The organism is Bifidobacterium catulorum, from assembly GCF_003129925.1.
GTDB lineage: Bacteria > Actinomycetota > Actinomycetes > Actinomycetales > Bifidobacteriaceae > Galliscardovia > Galliscardovia catulorum.
This window is the reverse complement of sequence record NZ_QFFN01000005.1, coordinates 72,785-98,138: the sequence shown is the minus strand read 5'-3', so window position 1 is coordinate 98,138 and position 25,354 is coordinate 72,785. Positions and strand designations below refer to the sequence as shown.

At 63.0% G+C, this 25,354-nt stretch carries 20 protein-coding genes and 1 tRNA gene; 14 read left to right on the top strand and 7 right to left on the bottom strand.

The features are described from left to right. Nucleotides 1–11: 11 nt before the first annotated feature. From DF200_RS03525 to DF200_RS03515, 3 genes are all read left to right on the top strand, one after another. On the top strand, nt 12–800 hold the full coding sequence (locus tag DF200_RS03525; protein ID WP_109136916.1) for a hypothetical protein: 789 nt from the start codon (nt 12–14) through the stop codon (nt 798–800). Nucleotides 801–1,034: 234 nt separating this feature from the next. Beyond that, nucleotides 1,035–2,039, top strand: coding sequence for a hypothetical protein (locus DF200_RS03520; protein WP_146192001.1), 1,005 nt, complete (start codon nt 1,035–1,037; stop codon nt 2,037–2,039). A 26-nt stretch (nt 2,040–2,065) separates the two neighbouring features. Next, nucleotides 2,066–2,923 (top strand): ImmA/IrrE family metallo-endopeptidase, encoded by an 858-nt coding sequence (locus DF200_RS03515; protein ID WP_109136914.1) that lies wholly within the window; start codon nt 2,066–2,068, stop codon nt 2,921–2,923. Here the strand turns inward: DF200_RS03515 and DF200_RS03510 are convergent, their stop codons facing one another. Continuing rightward, nucleotides 2,924–3,358, bottom strand: a complete 435-nt coding sequence (locus DF200_RS03510; protein WP_109136913.1) for a hypothetical protein — start codon at nt 3,356–3,358, stop codon at nt 2,924–2,926. Then, nucleotides 3,330–4,184 (bottom strand): hypothetical protein, encoded by an 855-nt coding sequence (locus DF200_RS03505; protein WP_109136912.1) that lies wholly within the window; start codon nt 4,182–4,184, stop codon nt 3,330–3,332. The genes DF200_RS03510 and DF200_RS03505 overlap by 29 nt, the downstream gene beginning before the upstream one ends. A gap of 223 nt (nt 4,185–4,407) precedes the next feature. Here DF200_RS03505 and DF200_RS03500 point away from each other — a divergent pair, with 223 nt between their 5' ends. The 10 genes from DF200_RS03500 (at nt 4,408) to DF200_RS03455 (ending at nt 17,597) form a co-directional block, all read left to right on the top strand. Beyond that, on the top strand, nt 4,408–6,933 hold the full coding sequence (locus tag DF200_RS03500; protein ID WP_109136911.1) for a hypothetical protein: 2,526 nt from the start codon (nt 4,408–4,410) through the stop codon (nt 6,931–6,933). Nucleotides 6,934–7,108: 175 nt separating this feature from the next. Further along, nucleotides 7,109–8,611: a zinc ribbon domain-containing protein gene (locus tag DF200_RS03495; RefSeq protein ID WP_146192000.1), complete on the top strand. Its 1,503-nt coding sequence runs from the start codon at nt 7,109–7,111 to the stop codon at nt 8,609–8,611. Between the two features lie 280 nt (nt 8,612–8,891). After that, complete coding sequence (locus DF200_RS03490; protein ID WP_109136909.1) at nt 8,892–10,343, top strand: tagaturonate reductase; 1,452 nt, start codon at nt 8,892–8,894, stop codon at nt 10,341–10,343. A 105-nt stretch (nt 10,344–10,448) separates the two neighbouring features. Beyond that, complete coding sequence (locus DF200_RS03485; RefSeq protein WP_109136908.1) at nt 10,449–12,020, top strand: UxaA family hydrolase; 1,572 nt, start codon at nt 10,449–10,451, stop codon at nt 12,018–12,020. Nucleotides 12,021–12,241: 221 nt separating this feature from the next. Next, nucleotides 12,242–13,228 (top strand): LacI family DNA-binding transcriptional regulator, encoded by a 987-nt coding sequence (locus tag DF200_RS03480; RefSeq protein ID WP_109136907.1) that lies wholly within the window; start codon nt 12,242–12,244, stop codon nt 13,226–13,228. 136 nt (nt 13,229–13,364) lie between these two features. After that, a complete protein-coding gene (locus tag DF200_RS03475; protein WP_146191999.1) occupies nt 13,365–13,745 on the top strand; it encodes a glycerophosphodiester phosphodiesterase in 381 nt (126 codons plus the stop codon). Nucleotides 13,746–13,904: 159 nt separating this feature from the next. Further along, nucleotides 13,905–14,309 (top strand): hypothetical protein, encoded by a 405-nt coding sequence (locus DF200_RS11090; RefSeq protein ID WP_241520104.1) that lies wholly within the window; start codon nt 13,905–13,907, stop codon nt 14,307–14,309. A gap of 233 nt (nt 14,310–14,542) precedes the next feature. Next, nucleotides 14,543–15,361, top strand: a complete 819-nt coding sequence (locus DF200_RS03465) for an alpha/beta hydrolase (RefSeq protein ID WP_109136905.1) — start codon at nt 14,543–14,545, stop codon at nt 15,359–15,361. 130 nt (nt 15,362–15,491) lie between these two features. After that, nucleotides 15,492–15,752, top strand: a complete 261-nt coding sequence (locus DF200_RS03460; protein WP_109136904.1) for a hypothetical protein — start codon at nt 15,492–15,494, stop codon at nt 15,750–15,752. Nucleotides 15,753–16,151: 399 nt separating this feature from the next. Beyond that, nucleotides 16,152–17,597 carry an amino acid permease gene (locus tag DF200_RS03455; protein WP_109136927.1) on the top strand — a complete coding sequence of 482 codons (1,446 nt, stop codon included), beginning with the start codon at nt 16,152–16,154 and terminating at the stop codon, nt 17,595–17,597. Between the two features lie 183 nt (nt 17,598–17,780). On the opposite strand, the gene DF200_RS03450 is transcribed toward DF200_RS03455, so the two are convergent. Then, nucleotides 17,781–17,853 (bottom strand) — tRNA-Asn (locus DF200_RS03450). A 357-nt stretch (nt 17,854–18,210) separates the two neighbouring features. Between DF200_RS03450 and DF200_RS03445 the strand changes: the two genes are divergently transcribed. Beyond that, on the top strand, nt 18,211–20,268 hold the full coding sequence (locus tag DF200_RS03445; RefSeq protein ID WP_158275763.1) for a cation:proton antiporter: 2,058 nt from the start codon (nt 18,211–18,213) through the stop codon (nt 20,266–20,268). Between the two features lie 104 nt (nt 20,269–20,372). On the opposite strand, the gene DF200_RS03440 is transcribed toward DF200_RS03445, so the two are convergent. The 4 genes from DF200_RS03440 to DF200_RS03425 all read right to left on the bottom strand — a co-directional run bounded on the left by DF200_RS03440 (nt 20,373) and on the right by DF200_RS03425 (nt 25,312). Further along, on the bottom strand, nt 20,373–20,909 hold the full coding sequence (locus DF200_RS03440; RefSeq protein WP_109136902.1) for a hypothetical protein: 537 nt from the start codon (nt 20,907–20,909) through the stop codon (nt 20,373–20,375). Between the two features lie 207 nt (nt 20,910–21,116). Beyond that, a complete protein-coding gene (glnA, locus tag DF200_RS03435) occupies nt 21,117–22,565 on the bottom strand; it encodes a type I glutamate--ammonia ligase (RefSeq protein WP_109136901.1) in 1,449 nt (482 codons plus the stop codon). Between the two features lie 390 nt (nt 22,566–22,955). Then, complete coding sequence (locus DF200_RS03430) at nt 22,956–23,672, bottom strand: DUF4191 domain-containing protein (RefSeq protein ID WP_109136900.1); 717 nt, start codon at nt 23,670–23,672, stop codon at nt 22,956–22,958. Between the two features lie 119 nt (nt 23,673–23,791). Continuing rightward, nucleotides 23,792–25,312 (bottom strand): FAD-dependent oxidoreductase, encoded by a 1,521-nt coding sequence (locus tag DF200_RS03425; protein WP_241520103.1) that lies wholly within the window; start codon nt 25,310–25,312, stop codon nt 23,792–23,794. Nucleotides 25,313–25,354 lie beyond the last annotated feature (42 nt).

Here is a 25,354-nt window from a genome sequence, read left to right as displayed (position 1 = left end):
GGTACACGTCTATGAACAACGAGAACAAGGGCGACGGCAGCAAGAGGGTGTTTTCCCGTGCGGATATCGACCGCTTGGATATAGAATTGTCCCAGCTTCGGGAAGGAGGGGCGTTGGGTGGCAGCTACCGGGAACGGATTCGGCTACTCAGCCGCGGTTGCTATGCCGAGCTGATGAACGCTGGCATCGGCACGCGGTGTGTCACGCTCATCATCGAGATCATGAGGCACCAGTTCGTCGCCCACTCATACTTCAATCTCATCTTCGACTACGAACGGTCCGACGATTCGGCCAGCCAGATTCTCGATCTGGTCAATGATTTCTATCTGGACAAGATCGACTCCGGGCGGAACGGCGCTTCCAAGTCGTTCGATGTCATGCTGCTCACCAAGGCATCCTGCGACGACGACCTCGTTCCCTATCTGACGACAAGCATCGGCAATTGGCTGCAGAACCGGTTGAACGCCACCCCCTTGGGCAGGCTCCGGCAGCGCGTGAGCAAAAGGCTGGAGCGTTCCCCGGAACGGTTCGTGCAGGTGGAGGAACTCGGCGGTGAGACATGGGGTCTGCGCGACGGCTCCCGTGTGCGTTTCGAGGGCGATCTCCAGACGTTGGCATCCGTCACCCTGCGGTATCCCATCAAACGGTATTATCCGAAAGAGGGTGCGAAGCGCGATCCGCAGATCGGGGCGAGAAGCCAGTTGGAGAACATGCTCGAAGGCGTGTTCAAGGCCGCGGACGCCTGTCTGACGCTCAACCAACTGGTGTCCCTGACGCTTACCGATGCCCTTATCTGCTGAGCAAGCGGGACCGGGAAACGGTTGAGGACATCGAACGACGCGTCGGAAATGCGGCCGGCGGGTGGAAGGGGCCGGACCCGGACTGGTTGCAGGGGTCGTGGTCGCGGAACGCGGCACGGGACCCATTCGATATCCTTGCCATTGAAGACACGGTGCAGCAGATGGGCCGCGAACATGATGCGGGTGGCGGGCCGGACCGGCAGGACGACATTCATGATGGAATGGAGGCTTGAGATGGACTATGAAGAGAAACGTCGGCGTCTCATTCGGGATATAGCCACCCGGTCCAAAGCCTCTTCGATACCGGAGAACGTACGGTATTACATGGATCCGGAGGTGCGGAGCCGTCTATTGGACGAAGGCGTGGGCGTGGGGCAGCTTTGGGTCGCCGAAACGCGTCTGGATGCCACGCACGTGCTGGTCGTGAACCTTCGTGAGGATTGCCGCGCGGTTGAGATTGTGCCGATGAGCCTGGACCTTGCCTTGCAGACGGGGGATTCCGTGATCGTCGCGAAAAGCCGCACCTCGTTGGGACTGCGTATGGTGGCCTGGCCAAAGCTACGTGCCTGGATACCGGTCAGACTATTGAAAAAACCGTTGGGAACGTTCGATGAACGGATAATGGAGGCCATTTGCTCCGCGCCTGAAACGCAGGGACGGATATCGGGTTTGGCGCGCGGAAAGCAGCCGGAAAGCCTGGATAGCGCCGTGACCGAGAGGAAACGACTCGCCGAGACCATGCGACATTGGCATGATGAACTGTCCCGGCTTCCCGAATTGCCTACGTCGGATGAAACGCCGAAGAGCGGTGGCGCCGACGGTAATGCCATAGATATGGCGGGCGGACGACGAATGCTGGAATCCCTTACGTCGATTGCCGGATTAAGCGTGTCCGAGGCGCTGGACGTATACCGAGGATTACGGGCGCTGAGCGAGTCGCAGAAGAACCGGCTCGCTGCTGCGGGCGTGGACATCGGTGTGCTCGCAGGTGATGACGATGATTCGCGTCTGCCGGCCGATCTGCTGGTGGAAGTGGAACAACCGTTGTGGCGGGAGGCCGCCGACGTCATCGACCAACGGCATCATGATGATTCCCCGAACGTTTCCGGCGCAGTAAAGGACCCGCGTATGGAATTGGCCAGGGCGGCATTCGGATTGGCGGCCCGTCGCAGCGGGTCCGGTCGCGAACGTTGGCGCAGGCAACTGCGCGTGGTCGTCTCCGAAATGGGGGAGATGTGACTTCCCCTGGCGGAAGACTGTACTGGATGGACCATCCCAACGCCCCCGAGGTGGTGAAACAGGCCCGGCGTATGATCGACGTGGCTGATGCCAGACATCCCGGTCTTGTGGAGATCTGCCGCACGAACCCCATGAGGGTGGCGGATATGTGGCGTGATGACGTCCTCATCGAATTCGTGGATGACGGCGTGAACGGTTCCGGACGATTGGGCCCCGACGGGGTCCCGGCGACATGCCATATGGAGACCGGCGACGGAAGACCGGTGCTGAGGGTGTTTCGCTATCGGGCGAAAAGCCGGACGTATTTCAGTCTGCTGCATGAACTGGGGCATTATCTTCAACGGACCGATCCGGGATTGGCCGTCGCGCTGCTGGGGCAGGACGCGGAAGCGGGCATTGATTTCGAGGAACGGGCCTGCGACGCGTTTGCATCGCGGGTGCTTCTGCCGGACGCACTGGTCTCCGACGTCATCGAACGATGCGGCGGAGTCAACGCCTACGCGGCGTGTACTCTTGCGGAGAACAGCATGGCGTCCCGCTCGTGCGTGGCCAAGCGTCTTGTCGACATCATGCCGAATCCGGGGATGATCGCGGTCTACGGCGCATGGAAGGGGATGTTCTGCGTGACGACCGGAGGATTTCCGCCGTATGAGCCGGAAACGCCGCTCGCGCGGTATTACGACCGGATCCACGACTACATGGACCAACGATACCTGCTTTGGCACGCCCGTCGGGCCGAACGGTTCGACCTGACGCCGGGCGACCTTCCCGTCGATCTGAGGGACGGTGCGCCCGCCCGCATGAGCATGTGCTTCCAGCGGGTCGGCGGGCGCTATCAGTGCTTCATGGTCTTCGAGGATGGTCTTCGAGGAACGGCCGGTTGATCAATCGCCCTTCGGCTGCGTTTCGTCGTTGTCTTCCGTATGCGTCTCGCCGATGCGTCCGAAGTCGACGATCTGATACCGCAGTGGCACCAGACCATGGTCGACGTATCGCCGTTGCTCGCAATCGGGGGTCTGCTGCGACATGATGTCGGAAAGGTAGCCCACGCACAGCGCGTAATGGCGCGTGCAGTAGTGGAACGTCTCCAGATGCCGGTAGTTGGCGTACTCGCCATAGGCCTTGATATAAAACTCCGGCCGCAGCGAGCATTCATACGCGCACTGGAAGTCGTCGCCGCCGTCATCGTCGTCCTTCTTGGTGGGAGGGATCGAATCGTCGTCGAAATCGAAGTCATCGTAATAGATGATCTCGTCGTCGAACGTGGCGGTATCCGTGTCGGATGCGATGCTACTCAGCGTCGTCGGCGTTGTCGTCATCGAGTACATACTGCTGCTCCTGTTCAATGAGATGGTTGAGGTTTTCGGAAAGGTCGTGATATTCGGGGGAGTGGATCCTGCCGATTTCCCGGCGCAGCGCCTTCTCCCAGACGGCGATGTCGCGCAGGGCCCGCGCTTCGTCGAATCCAAGCGGTTCGAAATGGTCGTCGTCATATCGTTCGTGATCGTTCAGGCTGGTGTATTCGTACTGGTTCCTGTGCGGCATGACGCTGATGGTCATGCTGGAGTCGTCATGATTCTCACAGCACAACAATGTCCAGTTGGTCACGGGAATGATCATGCCGGTGGTGTGTTCGATGACGGCCATCACATTCGGCTGGGCCTCGTCGGGGTCGTCGGTGAGGATGTCGTTTTCCCTTGCCTGTTCGAGGTCGATCAGATCCCACAGCTTGTCGATATGCGTGGTCAGCGGCGAATCCGGCATGTCCGGCCATGCCGGACGCGCGCTGACCGTGAGGGACGGACGCAGATTCCGGAATCTCAGCCAGTCGGCCAGATGAAGGATGTTGAACTGTGTCTGCACCGGGGCATAGGTGTCTTCCGTCGGTATGCCGGGTATGCCGAAGATGCCGCTGTACAGCAACCGCTGCTGCCAGACGCAGTTCCATCTGCCATCCGCCAGTCGTCGAGGGTGCCGGAAGAACATCACGCTGTAGCGGAGCGGCAGTTCGGGGCGGGTGAAGTACCGTTCGAGAAACTTTCGGAGATTGCGCCGCGCACATTCCGGTCTGCCGTTCCTGTTGAACGACAGGATGCCGACGCGATGTGATTCCAAGTCGTGGGGATGCTGTTCCGATGCCGTCATCGTGTGGTTCCTTTCCTTCGTTTCTTGAAATGGAAAACCGGACAAAAATGCCGCCGGGTGTGTGATATTCGGAGTGTCGGCTGCGTTTCCAACGGTTTGCGGGAATCGGCGTAGCGGGAACCTGGAGCCGGAGGAATTTGTCCTGTTTCCATTGGTGTCCGATGCGATAAGGATGTCCCGCCTCGGACGGTTGGAAACGACATCCCCAAGGAGATGGGAAATCATGAGCAGGAAGACACCCAAGCATGCAGCGCCCGTTGGCGATGCCCGCAGGTTCACGATGAGCAAGGCCGGAGCGGGTGCGATGGCCTCACTGGTCGCGGTCGGCACGCTCGCCTCGCCGATGGCGGCCATGGCCGACGACACCGCGGTCACCCCCGACGACAAGATCGAAGCGGCGTCCAAGACCGTCAACGACGCCAGGCGTTCGGTAAGCGTCGCCCAGCAGGCGACAGGCGTGCCGCAGGCGCAGGCCAAGGCCGACGCCGCGGCCAAGGCGCTCGACAACGCGCAGGCCGCGTTGAACCAGGCCCAGCAGAACAAGCGGCAGACCGGTTCCGCGGTCGATAACGCCCAGAAGGCAAACGCCCAGGCCCAGCAGAATCTGGGCAATGCCTCCAGCGCTCAGAGCAAGGCGCAGGCCAACTACGATTCGGCCAACGATCCCGCCAAGCAGCAGGCTGCCCAGCAGGCCGTCGACAACGCACAGAAAGCCGTGAAGCAGGCGCAGAGCGACCTTTCCGACGCCAACACCGCCGTGACCGATGCGCAGAAGAAGTCCGACGATGCGAACGCCGTCAAGCAGCAGGCCGAGGCCGTGCAGAAGAACGCCCAGACAGAGCGCGACCAGGCGGCCAAGGACGTACAGGACAAGGAAAAGGACCTCGGCGTGCCGGACTCCGTGGCCCAGCAGCTCAAGGCCGCGCAGGCCGCTCAGGAGGCCTCCAAGAAGAAGCAGGCGGAAAAGGCCGCGGCGGAGACCAAAGCCAACAACGAGAAAGCCGATGCGGAATCCTCCAAGCAGTCGGCCGACGCTGCGGCCTCGTCGGCCAAAAGCGACGCCGATGCCAAAAAGCAGGCTTCGGATAACGCGCAGGCGCAGATCGACAAGGGGTCCCGCGGATTCTTCGAATCCCGCGGCTCCTCCGACGCGCTGAAGGTGTTCGACGATGCGAATTATAACCCCCAGAAGGACGGACTCAACCCCGCCGACCCTTCGAACGCGGCCTCCCTGAAGAACATGTGGCTCGCGCTCCAGTCCATGCAGAAGGGCAACGAGATCCGCAAGCAGCTCGGCCTGGCCGAATGGCAGACCTCCGACCTATATATGGCCGAAGCCCAGTCCAACGCCGAGGCCGACGCGGAAAAGAACGACCACGCCGGCATCTTCGGATTTGCGGAGAACATGGCCTCCGGCCAGGACCTGGAGGCGGGCGACAACCCGTATCTGCTCTGGTACAACCAGGAGAAGGAGACGTATGACGCCGCCGTGGCCTCCGGCCAGTACCCTGGACTGGAGAACATGGACTTGGGTGAGGTGTTCACCAAGTATCCGGAGCTGTTCGCGCGTACTGGGCACTATCTCAACATCGTGGAGCGTGACAACACCATTTCCGGCTATGGCTACGACTCCGGAGTCGGCATGGCCGTGCAAATCATGTCCTACCCCGGATTCGACTACGGAGACACCGGCAAGCTTGAAAGCCTCGACCAGTATGTCGCCGAATTCGCCAAATACAAGAACGGTCTCGAAAACGCCGGCACCGTATATCAGGAAGCGCTCGCCAAGGCCAACAAGGCGGCCGACGCCGCCAAGGAGGCCGCCGATGCGCTCGACAGGGCTCAAGCCAAGGCCGAGTCCGCCGCCGCCGAGCGAAAAACCGCCGACGAGGAACTGCGACAGGCCAACGAGGCGCTCGCCGCGGCGCAGAAGGCCTACGACGCCGCCATCGCCGCGAACAAGGACAAGGTCGACGCGCTCAACCAGGCCAAGAAGATCCTCGCCGACAAGGAACAGGCGCTCGCCAAGGCCAAGGAGAATACCGCGTCCGCGAGTCAAGCCGCGGACGCTGCAGCCAAGGTGCTCGCCGACGCCAAGAGCAAGCAGTCCGATGCCCGAACCGCCTTGGACAAGGCCAACAGTGGCTTGAGGACGGCGCAGGACGCCAAGGACGCCCTCGACCCGGCGACGGCCAAGAAGAACCTCGACGCCGCGAACGCCGTGCTCGCCGAAGCCCGGTCCAAGGCCGATGCCGCGGCCAAGGCGCTCGCCGACGCCGAACAGGCCGACGCCTCCGCGGAGAAGGCCCTGAAAGACGCCCAAGGCGACTATCAGACCGCCAAGTCCAACAAGGACAAGGCCGACAAGGTGCTCGCCGCGGCCAAGGCTGCCGCCAAGAAAGCCGATGACGAGGCGAGGAAGAAGGCCGACGCGGCCGCAGCCGCCAAGAAGAAGGCGGATGCCGCAATCGCCGTGAAGAAGAAGGCCGACGCCGCGGCCAAGAAGCAGGGCGCCGGCAAGAGTGCCGAAACGGGAACGGCGCAGGCCGCCGCATATCGTGACGGCACCGCTTCAGCTGCCGACGGCTCTCGGCAGACGGCCGTGGCCGGGGCGAACGGAGCTGCGTCGGACGGCCTTGCGACGACCGGTGCCGCCGTGGCGCTGCCGGCCAGTATGCTCGCCATCATCGCGCTCGTCGGTTCCGGCTGCGTCTTCACGCGCGTCCGCATGAACGACGACGCCGAGTAACGATCTCGCTGCCGTCCTGAGCGAACAAGGATGGTTTTGCTCGCTCAGGACGGTGGGCGCTTACCGGGGGTTATCGAACCGGTGGTGTGTGCGTTAAATACCGGTACGCTGTATGTGGATATGGCGTGGAAGGATGTATTACGGCGGTTGGGAAACCGTGACAGGGGAGGGGATCATGAACGAGGGGAACGCTCCACGGTTCTGCATGCAGTGCGGGGCCCGATGCCGGGAGAAGGCCAGGTTCTGCCCGCAGTGCGGGGCGGCCCTGGAGGGCGGCGCGTCGCCGTCCGCGGCTTCGCCCGCGTCGCTGCCGGGCGGTCACGTCCCCTCGGCTCCTGGAACATCCGGCGTGCCCGCGATCCCCGCCGTGCCATTGCCCGGAAACGCCGGTGATGCGGGTGTGCGGCAAGCGTCGAATCCCGTCCCCGTGCCGCTGACGGCCGGCATCGCACCGTCCTCTGCCATACCTCCGGTCCCGATGAGGTCGGCGGTCCCGATGGGGCAGGCGGTCCCGATGGGGCAGGCGGTCCCGTCCGCCGCCCGATCCGTGTCGTCGCCGGCTGATCCCCGCCGCCGCAACAGGCTCATCGTCCTGATCGTCGCCATCGTCATGGCGGTGGTCGTCGCATCGGGCGTGGTCATCGTGCCGAACCGCAACACCGTCGCCATCATGCTCGGACTGCATGGCAACAACCCCATCATGGTCACCGCCGACGCCATCAACAGCCTCAGCGGTCTGAAAAGCGCGAAATACACGGCCTCGATCACCCTGAACGACGCATATGGCGACTCCAATAACCTGTCCGCGGACGGATACTTCCGGCTGGCCGACACCACCGACTCCTCGTCGGCGGACACCACATTCACCGTGACCAACACAACCGAATCCTATTCCGGCCGTTTCGCGTGGTACGGCGGCGCATATGCGGTATCCAGCGGCGACGACTACGATTATGCGTCCCCGGACGACGTCCGCGATCAGCTGTCGTCCCTCGATTGCGGGCCCGCATGGGTGTCCGCCAAGAACGCGCTGGTCAGCAAGGGGAGGCTCGACGTCGACAACGCCGGCCGCGTCTTTGCCGAACAGTGCGCAACCAATCAGAGCGCCGGCAACGGTTCCGGATCATCGGGCGCCGGCAATGGTTCCGATGGGGCGTCGACGGCGTCCGGCGAGCCGTCCGACACCGTCAAAAAGCAGATGGGCGCGGCGGCTACGCAATTCCTCGTCAAGGAACTCGACAACAAGGACATACAGGCCGCCGTATTCCCCGTCAACGAGACATCGCGTGCCGGCAGCGGGACGACACTGCATTATCAGCTTGATGTCGAACAGCTTGTCCGCGCGTTCGCCCGGTTCTGGCAGGGTAATCAGGACTCGTATCCCGACCTGCGGAAATACGTCGAGGACACGTTCAAACGGGACAATCCCGACTATTCGTATGACAAGGCGTTGGACGACCTGGCCTCGTGGGAGGCCGGCCCGTCCGAACTGACCAGCCTCGACGTGACCCTGAACTACGGGTTCGGACGGCAACTCAACCGGCTGGACATGACCGCAAGCGGAGACGAGGCGGCCGGCTCCGTCTCGTTCTCGCTGGCGGTGGGCCAGCGCAACGCCGTCAACGCCAACCAGGCTGATACGCTGCGGTTCATGGAGGGCGCGAAACAGGATTCGTGATGGGATCGTGGCACGGAATCGCGTATTCCGTGCCACACCCGCACGGTCGCCGATCTCGTCGACGGCGAATCACGGCGTCCGCATACGCCCATATCGCGATGATGTCAAGACTTGACAACGTCACCGGCGCAAAACAAGGCAACGTTTGGCAACAATTTCAGCCGCCCGGACGCCGCGCGCATACCCTGAAGACAGCAGAACGAAGTGCTGGAATACGAAGCTGTAACGGCGTTTCGCCAAGCTGGCCCACCGCATTTCATCGAGCAGAAAGCAGGGAAACATGACAGACAACAATCTTCCGGTCCTCAACGCCGAAGTCGCCATCGACAAGGGTCTGACCACCGCCGACGCCGCCAAGCGCCCGATCAAGGTCATCCAGTTCGGCGAAGGCAACTTCCTGCGCGCATTCGTCGACTGGACCATTCAGCAGCTCAACGACAACGACCTGTTCGGCGGCAACGTCGCCATCGTGCAGCCGATCGCCCAGGGCCGCACCAAGGAGCTCGCAGCCCAGGACAACCTCTACACCGTCATCCTCGAAGGCCTGAAGAACGGCGAGCAGGTGCAGTCCCGCGAACTCATCGACTCCATCGGCAAGTCCCTCAGCGCCGTGGACGACTGGGATGAGTTCCTCGCCCTGGCCGACGAGCCGGAAGCGAAGATCATCATCTCCAACACCACCGAGGCCGGCATCGCCCTCGACGATTCCGACACCGCCGAAACCGTGCCGCCGAAGAGCTACCCGGCCAAGCTCATCCACCTGCTCAAGCGCCGCTTCGACAACGGCCTGCCCGGATTCCTCATCATCCCCTGCGAACTGATCGCCGACAACGGCGACACCCTGAAGAAGTACCTGCTCGAACTGGCCGGCCGGTTCGGCTACGGCGAGGACTTCAAGTCCTGGCTCGAAAACGACAACAAGTTCTTCAACACGCTCGTCGATCGCATCGTTCCCGGATACCCGCGTGACCGCGCCGAGGAGCTGTGGAACGAACTCGGCTACGTGGACAACAACATGGTCAAGGCCGAGCCGTTCCTGCTGTGGGTCATCGCCGGCGACGCCGAGGCCATCGACGAGGCCCTGCCGGCCAAGAAGCTCGGCATCGACCTGGTCACGCCGGAATCCGTCAAGCCGTACCGCGAGCGCAAGGTGTTCCTGCTCAACTGCCCGCACACCACGCTCGCGTCCGTGGCCCGTCTGGCCGGCGTCGCCACCGTGGGCGAGGCCATGAACGACGAGGATGTGCGCCCGTTCATCGAGAAGGAGATGCACGAGGAGATCATCCCGGTGCTGTCCCTGCCCGAGGACGAGCTCAACAGGTTCGCCGAGGCCGTGCTCGAACGCTACGCCAACCCGTTCGTCAAGCACGCGCTCGACGCCATCGGCCTCAACTCCGCCGCCAAGTACGTCACCCGCTGCCTGCCGGTGCTGCTGAACAACGTGAAGGACGGCCACGGCCTGCCCAAGCGTCTCGTGCTGGCGCTCTCCGGACTCATCTACACCTACGGAGGACTGGCCGAAGGCAAGGTCAACGTCACGGATGACCCGGCCGTCGTCGCCAAGTTCGAGGAGGCCGCGAAGAGCGAGAACTACGCGGCCGCCATCCTCGCCGACGAGTCGGTCTGGGGTCAGGACCTCACCAAGGTAGACGGACTCGTCGACGCCGTGGCCGCCAACCTCGACGCCATCAAGGCCGAAGGCATGCGTCCGCTCATCAAGGCGCTCGCCTGAGGCATTCGGTTTCGGACGCGAACGGCTCCTCCGGTCATGTGCGCATGGTCGGAAGGGGCCTCGCGTCTTCATTCATCGCTATGTGTTAGGAAGGGCTTTCCAATCATGGATACGATTCATCTCGACCCCCATGACAAGGTCGCCGTCGCGGCGCGCGACCTGAAGAAGGGCGAGGCCGTCAAGGTCGAGGGCCTTGCGGAGCCGGTCGTCGCGCTTGAGGACGTCGGCCGCGGCCACAAGATCGCCATCGAGGACATCCCCGAAGGCGAGCAGATCATCAAGTACGGCTACTCCATCGGCCACGCCAGATGCGACATCGCCAAGGGCTCGTGGGTGCACACCCACAACACGAAGTCGAACCTCGGTCCGGACCTCAAGTACGCGTACGATCCGGTTCCGGACGTCGTCAAGCCGGGCAGCAGGCCCAGCGACCTGACGTTCCAGGGCTATCGTCGCGCCACCGGCAAGGTCGGTGTGCGCAACGACCTGTACATCGTGCCCGCAGTCGGCTGCATCAACTCGCTGTGCGACAACATCGCCAAGCAGTTCGAGGCCCTGCACCCCGACCGTGGCGCGTTCGACTCCATCATCATCACGCACCATCCGTACGGATGCTCGCAGCTGGGCGGCGACCATGAGATGACCAAGCGCATCCTGCAGGACATCGCCATGCATCCGAACGCCGGCGGCGTGCTCGTCGTGGGTCTGGGCTGCGAGAACAACCAGATCCCGCAGTTCAAGTCGGAGATGACCCCGCTTATGGGATGCTGCGGCGTCGACGCCGAGCCGAGCGACGAGGTCGTGCGGGACCTGCAGGAAGGTCTCGTCTACGATCCCGACCGCGTGAAGTTCATGATCTGCCAGCTTGAGGACGACGAATACGAGACCGCGGCCAAGCTGCTGGAGGAGATTAACTCCGCCGCGCTCAAGGACCATCGCGAGCCCATACCGATCAGCGAGCTGACCGTGGGTGTCAAGTGCGGCGGCTCCGACGGCCTCTCCGGCGTCACCGCCAACCCGCTCGTCGGCAAGTTCGCCGAATGGCTGGCCGAACAGGGCGGCAAGGTGGTGCTCACCGAGGTGCCCGAGATGTTCGGCGCCGAACAGGTGCTGATGAGCCAGGCCAAGGACGAGAAGACCTTCGAGGACATCGTCAGGCTCATCAAGGACTTCAAGGACTACTTCCGCAGGTACGACCAGCCGATCGGCGAGAACCCGTCGCCGGGCAACAAGGCCGGCGGAATCACCACGCTGGAGGACAAGTCGCTCGGCTGCATCCGCAAGGGCGGCAAGTGCGAGGTGACCGACGTGATCGCCTACGGCCATCAGGCCGTCGAACCCGGCCTCACCCTGCTGCAGGCCCCCGGCAACGACCTCGTCTCCTCGGCGGCGCTGGCCAGCGCGGGCTGCAACATCGTGCTGTTCACCACCGGCCGCGGCAACCCGTACGGCACCTACGTGCCCACGTACAAGGTAGCCACGAACGTGCCGCTCGCCACCAAGCATTCACGCTGGATCGACTTCAACGCCGGCCGGCTGCTCAGCGAGCGCATGGAGGAGGTGCTGCCCGACTTCATCGCCAGCGTGATGGCCACCGTAAACGGCGAGAGGAACACGCGCAACGAGGAGTACGGCATGCACGAGATCGCCATCTTCAAGGACGGCATCACCGAATAGGAAGGAGGCCGCCGCTGGTCTGACCTTCTTTCCCGCGATCGGTTATCGGCGTCCGGAGGATTATGTCCCCCGGACGCTTTTCGCGTATCCGCGTCGGACCGCTTCGGGGCCCATGCCGCACGTCAGCGACACGACACGGCACGGCCGGCGAATGCGGGCTGCGGCGCCATCGATGCGTACACTGAAACGGAGAAGATATCTTGTGTCATGATGGAGTGATAATGAGCAAGGTGACCATTCGCGACGTCGCGAAAGCCGCAGGAGTGTCCCCGTCGACCGTGTCCCGTGCGTATTCCATGCCCGGGCGAGTGAGCCCGGCCACCACGAAACGCATCTTCGCCGTTGCCGAGGAACTCGGATACCATGGCACGCCGATCGAGTCGAGACCGTCCAGCGGCCATAAGGGGCTCATCGCCATCATCGTGCCCGACATGGCTAACCAGTTCTTCACCGACATCACGCGCAGCGTGCAGCAGGAGTGCGCGCGGCAGGGCGCGGGGCTGCTGGTCAGCGAATCGCGCGAGTCCGCGTCCCTGGAGCGCGTGGCGTTCGACCGGGCCGTATACTATGCGGACGGCGTGATCCTCGCCTCCAGCCGTATGCCCGATTCGATGATCCGCAAATGCGCGCAGGTCAAGCCCGTCGTCGTCACCAACCGCATCATCCGCGGCGTGCCCAGCGTCGTCACCGACGTCTCCGACGGCATGCGGCAGGCGGCCGAACATCTCAAGGACATGGGATTCGACCGCGTCACCTATCTCGACGGGCCCGCCCACTCATGGTCCGCCGGCATCTGCTGGAACGAACTGACCAAGGCGTGCTCCGAAGTGGGATTGAGGATTCGCCGGCACTGGCCCGGCGTCCCCACCTACGAGGGCGGGTTCAAGGTCGCCGCCGACTATCTACGACACCCCACCGGCGCGGTCATCGCCTACAACGACATGATGGCGTTGGGATTCATCGCCGCCATGCGCAAGGAGGGGTACGAGTGCCCGCGCGACTATTCGGTCATCGGCATCGACGACGACATCGTCGGCCGGCTCGCATGGCCCGCGCTGACGACCATCCACCGTTCCACGCGGCTCGTGGGCACGCAGGCCGCGAAGACGCTGCTCAAACGGTTCAAGGCGGCCGACGTGGACGTGCCCGTGCAGAGCACCCCCACGCGGCTCGTCATACGCGAAAGCACCGGTCCCCGGACGGCATAGCGGCGGACGCGGCATGAGGCCGGGGCATGGGGCGACCGGCTCGTGAAAGGCCGTCACGGCATACGCATGTTGACCGGCCATGGGTGTAAACATGATGGTTGAAAAACGTTGGAACAACCACGAAACGGGGATTGACATGCCGCTTCCCACACCGCCCGAGGACTCCGGATACGACCGCGCCACCGCCGACGACCTCGCACGCCGGCACGGTGCGCAGGACGGGGACTTCCCGCTTGCCGACGCCTACGGCGCCGAACTCGACAGGCACCACGCCTGGGGACTGCCGTTCAACGGCTACGCCAATGCCGCCGGATACGGCTACGTGCAGGAGCCCACGCTCGGCATCGCGCGGGACGGCTGGGACTCCCACAAGGCGTTCAAGGCGCTCACGCCCGGCGCGCAGACCATCGTCGTCTACCGCAGCCTCGAACGCGGCCACGACATCGACCGCGAATCCGCCCGCAACTTCCTCAAACACGAACGCGGCATCATCATCCACGGCAACCAGCCTTACTGAGGACGTCGCCGTCGCGGCAATGACGTAGCGACCGTGGCAACGCCGGCATCATGGTTGCGTCATGCGAATCCCGGCGTAAGGTGTATTGCCGCATGGGAACGATACGGTCCCATGCGATGCGATGAATGATACGACGAACCATGATGCGGGGGAGAAGCAGTGGAATCCCGGTCTAGACGACACTCCAGGATCACGCTCGGCAACGCCTTGGGCTATGCGATGGGCGACATCTACGGCGGAGGCGGTCCGACGCTCGCCGGCACGTACCTTGCCGTGTTCTGGACGCACTTCTGCGGCTTCGACATCTCCACGGCGCAGGGCATCATCGGCGGGGCCGTCGTCGTCAGCGCAGTCTGCGCCATCCTGTTCGGACTGCTCTCCGAACGCTTCTACCTGTATCGTCTCGGACGACGGTTCACCCTCGACCAGCGGGGAGACCTCATGCTGCTGGATGAGATCGACCGTCTCAGGGCCGGCGGTTCCAAAGCCGACGTCGAACCGGAGGTGAAAACCGTCGTCGAACGGCTTACCGGCATCCCCTACGAGCGTTGCTGGCGAGAATGAACGAGAGCGCATGTGAGGCTATGGCACGGAGTCCGCGATCGGGGCTTGCCGGCGGTCGAATATCGGGGATATCCGTGCCTTCGTAGAAGATGGATGAGGGGAGACCGGCGCCCCGGCGTCGATGCGCCAATCGAAGGAGCCCTTATGAACGAATCCATTCCGGGAAGCGCTGTGCCGCACGCGTTCGGCGGCGGCGATGCATGCAGGATCACCGTGGAAAGCGGGGGAAGGCCATGATTCACGAGAGGATTCCCCTGCCGGTCGCCGGCTCAGCGGCCACGCTCACCACGTATTTCCAGGAACGGCGCGACGCCGTCGACCCTGGACGCACACGGCCGGTGATCGTCGTTGCCCCCGGAGGAGGATACCATTTCCGTTCCGAGCGCGAGGCGGAGCCCGTGGCCCTGCGCATGGTGGCCGAAGGATTCCACGCCTGCGTGCTCGACTACAGCGTCGCTCCGGCACGGTTCCCGCAGTCGCTGCTGGAACTGGCGGCGGCGGTCGCATACCTGAGGTCGCATGCCGACCGGTTCGGCATCGATCCGGACCATATCATCCCATGCGGGTTCTCCGCAGGCGGCCACCTGTGCGCAAGCCTCGGCACCATGTGGAGCGAGCCGTGGCTCGCCGAGCGCATCGGCCTGCCCGCAAGCCGGTTCAGGCCCGACGCCATGATCCTCGGATATCCCGTCATCTCCTCCGGCGAGTTCGCGCACCGCGGATCGTTCGCCAACCTCGCCGGAGACGACGCCGACCTCGTCGAACGGCTGTCGTTGGAGAACCATGTGACCGCCGAGACGCCGCCCACGTTCCTGTGGCATACGTTCGAGGATCGGAGTGTGCCAGTGGAGAACAGCCTGCTGTTCGCCTCCGCGCTGCGCAGGTCCGGCGTGCGTTTCGAGCTGCACGTCTTCCCCTACGGGCCGCACGGATTGGCGCTCGCCAACGACGAGACCGCCCCCGCCGGGAAAGACGACTACGTCCAGCCGCTCGCCGCATGCTGGCCGCGTCTCGCCGCCGAATGGGTGAGGGCGTTGCCCGTCGAACGGTAGCGCGTCCCACACGCCGATTGCGCAACGAGCGCGGAGAGCCCCGTGCCCCCGGTGGAATCTCCGAGGCCGTTCAGGTTCCTCGGATTGGCGTTGTGTATCATCGGGTCGGCACCCAACAAAAGGAGCATCCATGGAATCGGCCATCAACAACATCATCACCTGGTACGGGCAGCTGCCCGGCACCGCGCAGACGGTGCTGACCATCGTCGTCGGCGGGGTCGTGGCATACGCGGTCTTCAAGATCGCCATCCGCGTCATCTCCGGACTGCTGGTCTCCGTGATCGTGGCCGCGCTGGCGTTCCTGCTCACCACGGTCCCCGGCAACATGCTATTGTCCCAGGCCTACGACCGCATCGAACAGCAGGTGAACGGCAGCTCGCTGATGAAGTAGGGGAGGGACCATGCGCCCGGCCATGCGGTGCGCCTGCCACGGAAAGCGGTTCGGGGATGATGCCGCGGGCACAGCCGGCAATGTATCGGACCATGTGACCATGCCCCTGACTATGCCCCTGAACCTTGTGCGCGAGGATGCCCTGTAAACAACCATGTCTTGCATGTCTTGCGTGCAAGGCCGCGGACACACGCCGGCCGTAACCGGTCATAGCTTCTTTCTATAGCCGATATAGGCGTTTTCATGAGGAGGACCGGCCTGACGCACCCTTCTTCGGCCTACAGTGAAACGGATCGGCTTGCGGAATGCACCGTCGAATGCACCGTTGAATACATTGTCGAATGAGCATTCGTGGATGGCGACGCCGCGTCGGGCCGATTCAAAGACGAAGGGAACGATATGGCTTCTTCCGAAACACAGGCCACGGAAACACGGCGTGCTGCGCATCCCGATGAGGGGGAGGCACACGCCGGCGGACACACAGGGCTCCAACGCAAGATGGAGACCCGCCATCTCATGATGATCTCGCTGGGTGGCGTCATCGGCACCGGACTGTTCCTCAGCTCCGGGTACACCATCCATCAGGCCGGTCCGATCGGCACCATCCTCGCCTACGCCATCGGCGCACTCAACGTGTACATGGTCATGCTCTGTCTGGGCGAGCTCGCCACCGACATGCCTCAGACCGGCTCGTTCCACGTGTACGCCAAGCGGTTCATCGGGCCGGCCACGGGATTCACCGTTGCCATCATCTACTTCCTCGCATGGATGGGCGCGCTCGGCTCCGAATTCACCGCTTCCGGACTCATCATGCAGAAATGGTTCCCCGGCTCGCCCGCATGGGCGTGGAGCGCCCTGTTCATCGTGCTGATCTTCACCCTCAACGCGCTCTCCGTACGCTCGTTCGCCGAGGCGGAGTTCTGGTTCGCCGGCATCAAGGTGGTGGCCATCATCGTGTTCATCGCCATCGGCACGCTCGCCATCGTCGGCATTCTGCCGATCGCCGGCTATTCGCATGCGCCCGGCCTGACGAACCTCGTCAAGGACGGCGTCTTCCCCAACGGATTCGCGCCGGTGTTCTCCACGATGTCCACCGTGGTGTTCGCGTTCTCGGGCACCGAACTGCTGGGCGTTACGGCGGGGGAGACCAAGAATCCCGGAGAAAACATCCCCAAGGCCATCCATACCACGTTCTGGCGTCTGGCCATCTTCTTCATCGGTTCCATCGTGGTGATGTCGGCGCTGATCCCCTGGCAGGACGCCGGCGTGGACAAAAGCCCGTTCGTGCTCGTGTTCGATGCCATCGGTCTGCCGTTCGCCGGAGACCTCATGAACTTCGTGGTGCTTACGGCCATCCTCTCCGCGGCGAACTCGGGCCTGTATGCGTCCACGCGCATGCTGTGGTCGCTGTCCAACGAGCATATGATCCCGCAGGTGTTCTCCCGCACCACGAAGCACGGAGTGCCGCTGATCGCGTTGTGCACGGCGATGCTCGGCGGACTGCTGGCGTTGCTGTCGTCGGTCACCGCGGCTTCGGTGATCTATCTGGCGCTGGTGTCGAGCGCCGGCCTGGCCATCGTGATCGTGTGGATCGTGCTCGCCGTCTGCGAGATTCGCTTCCGTCTGGAGATGAGGCGGGATGGACGCGACGTCGGGGAGCTGTCGTTCCATACGCCGGCGTGGCCGGTCGTGCCCATCGTGGCACTGGTGCTGAGCGTGGGGACCATCGTGTTGTCCGGCGTATACGAGTCCATGCGGTCGTCGTTGATGTACATGGTCGTCATCATCGTATTGTGCTATGTGGTGTATGGCATCACAACGGCGGTGACCGGGCGTCGAGGATAATGGCCGGGCTTTGGCATGGGTCAAAGAGTCGGGTTATAGGCCAGAATGTGTGTCCGTTTTGGCCTATAACCCCATTTTTGGTTTATAACCCCACATTTTGGCCTATAACCCAATTTGGCCCATAACCCTAGGCCGTGCTGTGAAAACAGAAAACCCGGAACCATGGGTTCCGGGTTTCATTCGCTCCTGCGGCTGGGCTTGAACCAGCGACCGTCCGATTAACAGTCGGATGCTCTGCCAACTGAGCTACGCAGGAATATCCTGTGCGAGCTTTGTGCCGTGCACAAGACATAAATAATACATATAAGTCATCGGTATGCAAATCGTCGGCGTGTCGTATCGGTTGCGTCGGTCGTATCGCCATGTGATGTGCCACGTAGGGGGCGAACGAATCGCGTTGCGGGAACGGGTGACGTAGTGTGGACTTGTTAACGGATCATAAGGGAAACGCCGCGTCGTGGATTTTGGCGGTAAGGGATTCGTTAGGGTCTGTCGTTCATGCGGGGAACATTCCTACTATGGGAAACTGAGGTATTGGCGATGCGGTCGTCATCGCCTGTGCCGCCGCGGGTGCGGGGTGTCGTCGCGGCGTGAAGGAGCAGGGAAAATGGGCATGGGCAGTGCGATTCTGGTCACCGAGGTGTTGTTCGCCGTACTGGTCTCGTCGTTCCTCAGCAGATTCGTGCCGAAGATATCGACGCCGCTGATTCAGATCGCGTTCGGCATCATCTGGTATTTCACCCCGTCGTTGCCGAACGTCACCTTCGAGCCCGACATGTTCATGCTGTTCTTCATCGTGCCGCTGTTCTATCTCGAATCGCGCGGCATCGACCGCAAGGCGCTGAAACAGGACCTCGGACCGTCGTTGTCGCTCGCCGTCGGCCTCGTGCTGGTACTGATGGTCCTCAGCGGCGTGACGTTGCATGAGCTGTGGCCGGCGATCCCCATGATGGCGGCGGTGGCCATGGGAGCCATCATCAGCCCCACCGACGCGGTGTCCGTGGCCCAGCTGGGCGGCGTGGTGCAGCTGACCCCACGGCAGCGGTCGGTGCTGCAGAGCGAAAGCCTGCTCAACGATCCCGTGAGCCTCGTAGGATTCCAGACCATGCTGGTGGCGCTGTCGACGGGGCATTTCTCGCCGGTGAGCTTCAGCCGCCAGGTGATCATCAGCTTCATCCTCGGCACCGCCGTGGGCGCCCTCATCGGTTTGGTGTTCGACCGCATGATTCTCACCATGCGCCGGCACAATCTGGAGGATGTGACCATGCGCATCCTCATGGAGCTGTTCCTCCCGTTCGGCGCGTATCTGACCGCCGAAGGCCTGGGCATCTCCGGGCTGTTGTCGGTCGTGGCATGCGGCGTGGTCATCACGTTCCAGCACAAGGGCGTGGGCGGCGATGTGGCGCGCGTCAATCTGGTGTCGAACTCCGTATGGCAGTTCGTTGATTTCCTGCTTAACGGCACTGTGTTCGTGCTGCTTGGCATCCAGCTTCCCGGGGCCATGCGGACCATTGTGGAGGACGAGCGCGTGAACCTGTGGATGGTGCTCGGCATGGTGGCGCTGCTCACCGTCATGACCCTGGTGCTGCGGTTCATATGGTGCGTCGCCACGTTGCGGCTCGCCAAGGACAGGAAGACGGGGCTGCGAAGGCGCATGACCCCGGAACGGTGGCATTCCGCCGTGGTGATGACCTTCGGTGGCCCGAAGGGCGCGATATCGCTTGCCATGGCGTATTCCCTGCCGTATTCCATCGACGACGGGGCGAGCGTGCCTGTGAGGGACGTCATCCTGTTCATCGTCTCCGCCTACATCGTCATATCCATTCTGCTGGCGAACGTCATGCTGCCGCTGCTTTCACCCAAGCCGGAGGATTCGTCGAGGGAGGAGTGGGCGAAACGCGACATCGAGATGCTGCGCCGCACCATCGAGAAGATCGTGGACAACGACACCCCGGAGACCCACACCGCCACCACGCAGGTGTTGAAGGGCTACAACGACCGTATTCGGCGTGTGGAGCGTAACCTGCCCACATCCACGCTGAAAGACGCCAACGAACTGCGCATACGGACCCTGCAGTGGGAGCGCGACTGGCTGCGCGACAGGCTTGCCTCCCGCGGGGGAGTCGAGTCTCCCGACTTGGAGACACGCACGCAGATCCAGGGCGCGAAGTACCTGCTCGACCATGTGGAGGGCGCATTGGAGCGGCTCGATGCCGATGGTCCGAGGCCGCGCGGTCTGCGGTTCCGTCTTACTCGGCTTCGTCGTCGTCTCATGCCGGCGGTGCGACGCATGTGGGCGCTGATCGCCCGGCATACGCCCGCCATCGAGGCGGAACGCACCATGGCCATTCGCAAGGTGCAGGTGCCCCTCTACAACCACATCATCGACAGGCTGGATGACGTGCTGCTCGACAAGCAGTATGTCTCGGTGGAGGTGGTGACCGATCTGCTCGTCGAATACCGCAAGGGTCTGAACCAGATCGAGGGCAGGGGAGTGCCGATCAACGGCATTCCGGTCGATCCGGCCGGTCTTGCCTCTGTGAAGGCGAGTGCGCTGCGCATGGAACTGGACACCATCCGCGAGATGCTGGAGAGCAAGGAGATCAGTCGTTCCGATGCGAGGATCATGCGTACCAACGTCCACTTGATTCTCGCGGAGACGGAAATCTAGGTATGACGGAGACCCAGGTATGACGGAGACCAGGGTATGACGGAGACCAGGGTATGACGGAGACCAGGGGCGGAGCCGGGCGGACGCGGCTCCGCCCCTGGTCGTTACAGCTGACGCTGCATGGGGCCGTGCCAGGAGACGTTGGGGCAGATGACGTCGTCGTGGCCGTCGAAATGGCCGAGCCGGGCGCAGTCGTCGCATCGGGCGACGCCGCAGAACGGGCACCAGTAGTGGCAGTCCTTGCAGGTGATGCCCTTGCAGTTCACGCAACGGGCGTAGAAGCGGTCGTCTTTGTACACTTTCTTGTGGCAGACGCAGCAGGTGTCGATGAAGCCGTTCTTATCAAACGGAATCCACGTGTTATTGATCTTGATTGTCCCCACGTATTTGGGATCGCCTTCGATCGGCCTGACCGTGTATTCGGGCGCGGTGTTGGGATTGAACTGATGTTCTTTCCGCCCACCCGGTCCGTACTGCGAGTATACGTAGTCGGCGGGTCCGGCTGCGCCGGACTTCTGTTTGCGGCGTTGCTTCATCTGCTTGGCTGCTGTTTTGAGGCGGAACACGATGAACGCAATTGCAAGTACGATGAGCAGGAATGTGACGAGCAACATGGTGAAGGCGTCTTTCTCTGATTGCACGTGTCGGACTACGACGTGCGGACTATTCCATTGTACAGATGCACGGGAGCGTGATGCCGATGACGGCCGGAAGGAATGCCCAGAGGACTTATGGGAATGCAAGAAGCCTCTTGGCGCGACAAGCGCCAAGAGGCTTCCCTAAGGCTCATCCTTATATTCCGATTTGTATCAAACCGTTGGAATCAAGCCATTTCTGAGGATAATCAATCAGATGTGGTAGTAGAGCTCGTACTCAAGCGGGGTCGGGGCCAGACGGGCCTGGTCGATTTCGCCGCGCTTGAGGTCGATCCACGTCTCGATGAGGTCCTCGGTGAAGACGTCGCCGGCGTTGAGGAAGTCGTGGTCCTCTTCCAGCGCGTCCATGGCCTCGGCCAGGGAGCTCGGAACCTGCTTGATTCCGGCGTGCTCCTCCGGAGGAAGCTCGTAGAGGTCCTTGTCGACCGGCTCCGGGGGCTCGATGTGGTTGAGAATACCGTCGAGACCGGCCATGAGCTGGGCGGAGAAGGCGAGGAACGGGTTGCAGGACGGGTCCGGAGCGCGGAACTCGATGCGCTTCGAAGCCGGGGAGGTGCCGGCCAGCGGAATACGGATGGCGGCGGAGCGGTTACGGGCGGAGTACACGAGGTTGACGGGGGCCTCGAAGCCCGGAACCAGACGGTGGTACGAGTTGAGCGACGGGTTGGTGAAGGCGAGCACGGAGGAGGAGTGCTTGATCAGGCCGCCGATGTACCAACGGGCGATGTCGGAAAGCCCGCCGTAGCCCTTCTCGTCGTAGAACAGCGGCTTGCCGTCCTTCCACAGGGACTGGTGGCAGTGCATGCCGGTGCCGTTGTCGCCGGAAATCGGCTTCGGCATGAAGGTCACGGACTTGCCGTTGAGGAACGCGGTCTCGTGAACGACGTACTTGTACTTCATCAGGTCGTCGCCCGCGTGCTGCAGGGTGTTGAAGCGGTAGTTGATCTCCTGCTGGCCGGCGCCGCCGACCTCGTGGTGGGAGCGCTCAAGCTGGAGGCCGACCTTCTGCAGGTTGGCGACCATGTCGTCACGCAGGTCCTGATAGTGGTCGATCGGCGGGACGGGGAAGTAGCCGCGCTTGACGCGGTTCTTGAAGCCGATGTTCGGGGTGCCGTCCTCTTCGGTGTCGACGCCGGAGTTCCACGGGGCCTCGATGGAGTCCACCTCGTAGAAGGAGCGCTGCATGGTGTTCTCGAAGCGGACCTTGTCGAAGATGAAGAACTCGGCCTCAGGAGCGAAGGAGGCGGTGTCGGCGATGCCGGTGGACTTCAGGTAGGCTTCGGCCTTGGCGGCAACCTGACGCGGGTCGCGCGAGTACGGCTCGTCGGTCAGCGGGTCGACGATGGAGAAGGCCACGTTGAGGGTCTTGTGCTTGCGGAACGGGTCGACGTAGGCGGTGGTCACATCGGGAACCAGCTTCATATCGGACTCGTTGATGGCCTGGAAGCCCTGCACCGAAGAGCCATCGAACGGCATGCCGTCGGTGAAGGCGTTGTCGGTGAACTCGCTGGCAGGCACGGTGAAATGCTGCTGGACGCCGATGAGGTCGGTGAAGCGGACGGAGACATACTCGATGCCTTCCTTGTTGATCAGCGCTTCGACTTCTTCAGGCGTGTGGGCGAAAATCTTATTCTCTGCCACAATCGCTCCTTTATTCGTGAGAACTTACGTATGAAGAATGTACTCTCCGATATTTCCCACAGGGTGCCGTTGGGTTACGAGAATGTTTCGCGGAATGAAAATACAGCGGGAAACGTGTGTCAGTATTTGATATGTCCTTGACAAACGTTTGAGACGTTGGCCGCGTCCACGCCGATGGGTCGGGTCAACCGATTCGATGATGGCGACCGGACGCTCCGGCGGTCCCATGGTATTTGCCGATGGCCGATATCGGAAGACCCTATGGACGATGAATATGAAAAATGTCGGCAATATCACATTTCGTGAATTGCCGACATTCTCATGCCGAACGATTCCGGGATATGAGACCGATCGGTCATGGTCCGTCCCGCCCGGAATCATGCGTATGGTCTACTTGCCCCGCATGGCGCGGCGGCTGACATGCACCTTGGTGGGGTCCATGCCCTTGGGCAGGCCCATGGTGTTCTTGGCCTGCAGGGTCTTGAGACGGGAGTTGAGCTCGTCGACCTCGTACTTGGTGAGCTTGACCTTCTGCTTCATCACGGTCTTCTGCAATCTGCTGAGCGGCACCTGCTTCTCGCCGTCACCCACCGAGATCTTGATGACCGGGATGTCGGAGCCGCGGGTGATGCGCCGGATCTTCAGCTCCTCCTTGTCCATGGCCTTCATCACGCGTCCGTATTCGCCCTCGGCCACGAGATACACGCCGGTGCGGCCGGTGCCGCGCCAGATGGCGTCCTTGGTCTTGGCGTCCACCCAGATGGGCTCCTGCGGGAAGGAGAATCCGGCCTTGGTGATGTTGCTCAGGATCGCGCCCGTGGCGCCGGGCTTGCCCTCCATCTGGCGGTAGCCGACCTTGTCGGCGCGGCGGGTGAGCACCATGGTGCCGAGCAGTATGCCGACCATGACGCCGAGGATGATGGTGAAGATGTCGGTGATCCACGAGAACCACAGCACGGCCACGATGATGGCGGCGATGATCGGCAGGGCCACGGCGCCGGCGATGAGCCACGGCAGCTGCTTGTCGTCCCGGGCGGTGAACCTGTAGATCTGGATGAGCTGGCTGATGGTGCCTTGCTTCTTCGGCTTTTCGTTCTTCTCTGCCATGATGTCCTTTATATCGCGTTTCTATAGCGTCTGTCGTGTGATGAGACTTTTTGCTGAAAGACCAGTGTACTGGACTTCCTGCCAAACGACACGGGGCCTGCGCCGCGTTCCCCGCGGTTTCAGCGCATGTGCAGCGGCCGTCCGTCGGCCTTGAGCAGCGCCTCGCCCAGCGCCTCGCCGAACGTGGGATGGGGGTGGATGAGGCGTGCGGCCTTGGCGAGCGGGATTCTGTTGCCGATGATCTGCTCGGCCTCGCCGGCAATCTCGTTGACCTCCGGTCCGACCATGTGCACGCCCACGACGATGCGCGGGGCGGCGGCGTCGTCGGACGGTACGGCGCTGACCACCGTGACCGAGCCGTTTTCGCCGGTCATGAGCGTACGGGCGTTGCCCAGCATCGGATAGATGGTCTCGGCCACGTCGGCGTAGCGGCCGTCCGCCTGGGCCTGCGCCTTGGTGAGTCCGACGGCGGCGGCCTCGGGGGAGGAGAACACCACGCGGGGAATGGTCTCCTCACGCACCGGTTCGGGGTCGAGCCCGGCGATGGCCTCCGCGACGGCGATGGCCTCCGCGACGGCGATGCCCTGTTCGAAGGCGCGGTGCGCGAGCTGGTAGCCGCCGGTTACGTCGCCCACCGCCCAGACGTTGGCGACGTTCGTGCGTCCCAGACCGTCGACGGCCAGGTATCCTGCGGTGTCGCGGGTCAGGCCGAGGTCGTCGAACCAGGGGGCGTCGGTGTTGGGGTTGCGTCCGATGGCGACGAGCACGATCTGTGCGGCGGCGGACTTCTCCTCGGACGTCTTCCCGTTGGCGACCTCGTAGTGCACGACGGCGCCGAGATTCACGCCGGTGTCGATGGCGGTCACGCCGGTTTTGGTGACGACGTCGATGCCGCGACGTTTCAGCTCGCGTGTCATCGTGGCGCTGGTACGACGATCCCAGTTCGAAAGCACTCCGTTTTTCCGGGCCAGCAGGGTGACGCGACTGCCGGCCGCGTTCCACAGGCTGGCGAACTCCAGCGCGATCGCCCCCGAGCCGATGATGATGACGTCGTCGGGGAATTCGTCGAGCTCCAACGCGCCGTCGGAGTCGATGACGCTCTGCGAGAAGGGGATGCTCGGCAGCGGACGGGGCCGGGATCCGGTCGCCACGACGACATGGCGCGCGGTTACGGTCCTCGTATCGCCCCGGGCATCGCCGTCCGGGGGCGTGACGTCGACGGCGTACGTCATGTCGTCGGCTTCAGAGCCGGGTACACGGCGCAGTCCGCGCGCCTCGCCATGGATCATATCGACGCCGCGGAACCGCAGCAGTCCGGAAAGGCCCTCGACCACGGTGCGCACCGTGCCACGCCGGTAGTCGCGCAGTGCGCCGAAGTCGATGGCGTTCACCGACATGCCGATGCCGTAGCGTTCCGCACGACGGCCCTGTTCCACGCTCCGAGCGGCGGTGATGAGCGCCTTCGTGGGGATGCATCCGCGGTTCAGGCAGGTGCCCCCGGGCGTTGGGTCGCGTTCCACGACCGCGACGCGCAGACCGAGTTCGGCCGCGCGCAGGGCGGCTGAATATCCGCCCGGCCCAGCGCCGATGATGACGGTGTCGTAATCGGTCCGCTTCCCCATGACGTCGACGTCGGCCATGATGGGCATCCTCCTTGTTCGATTGGCGATTCGATGACGAAT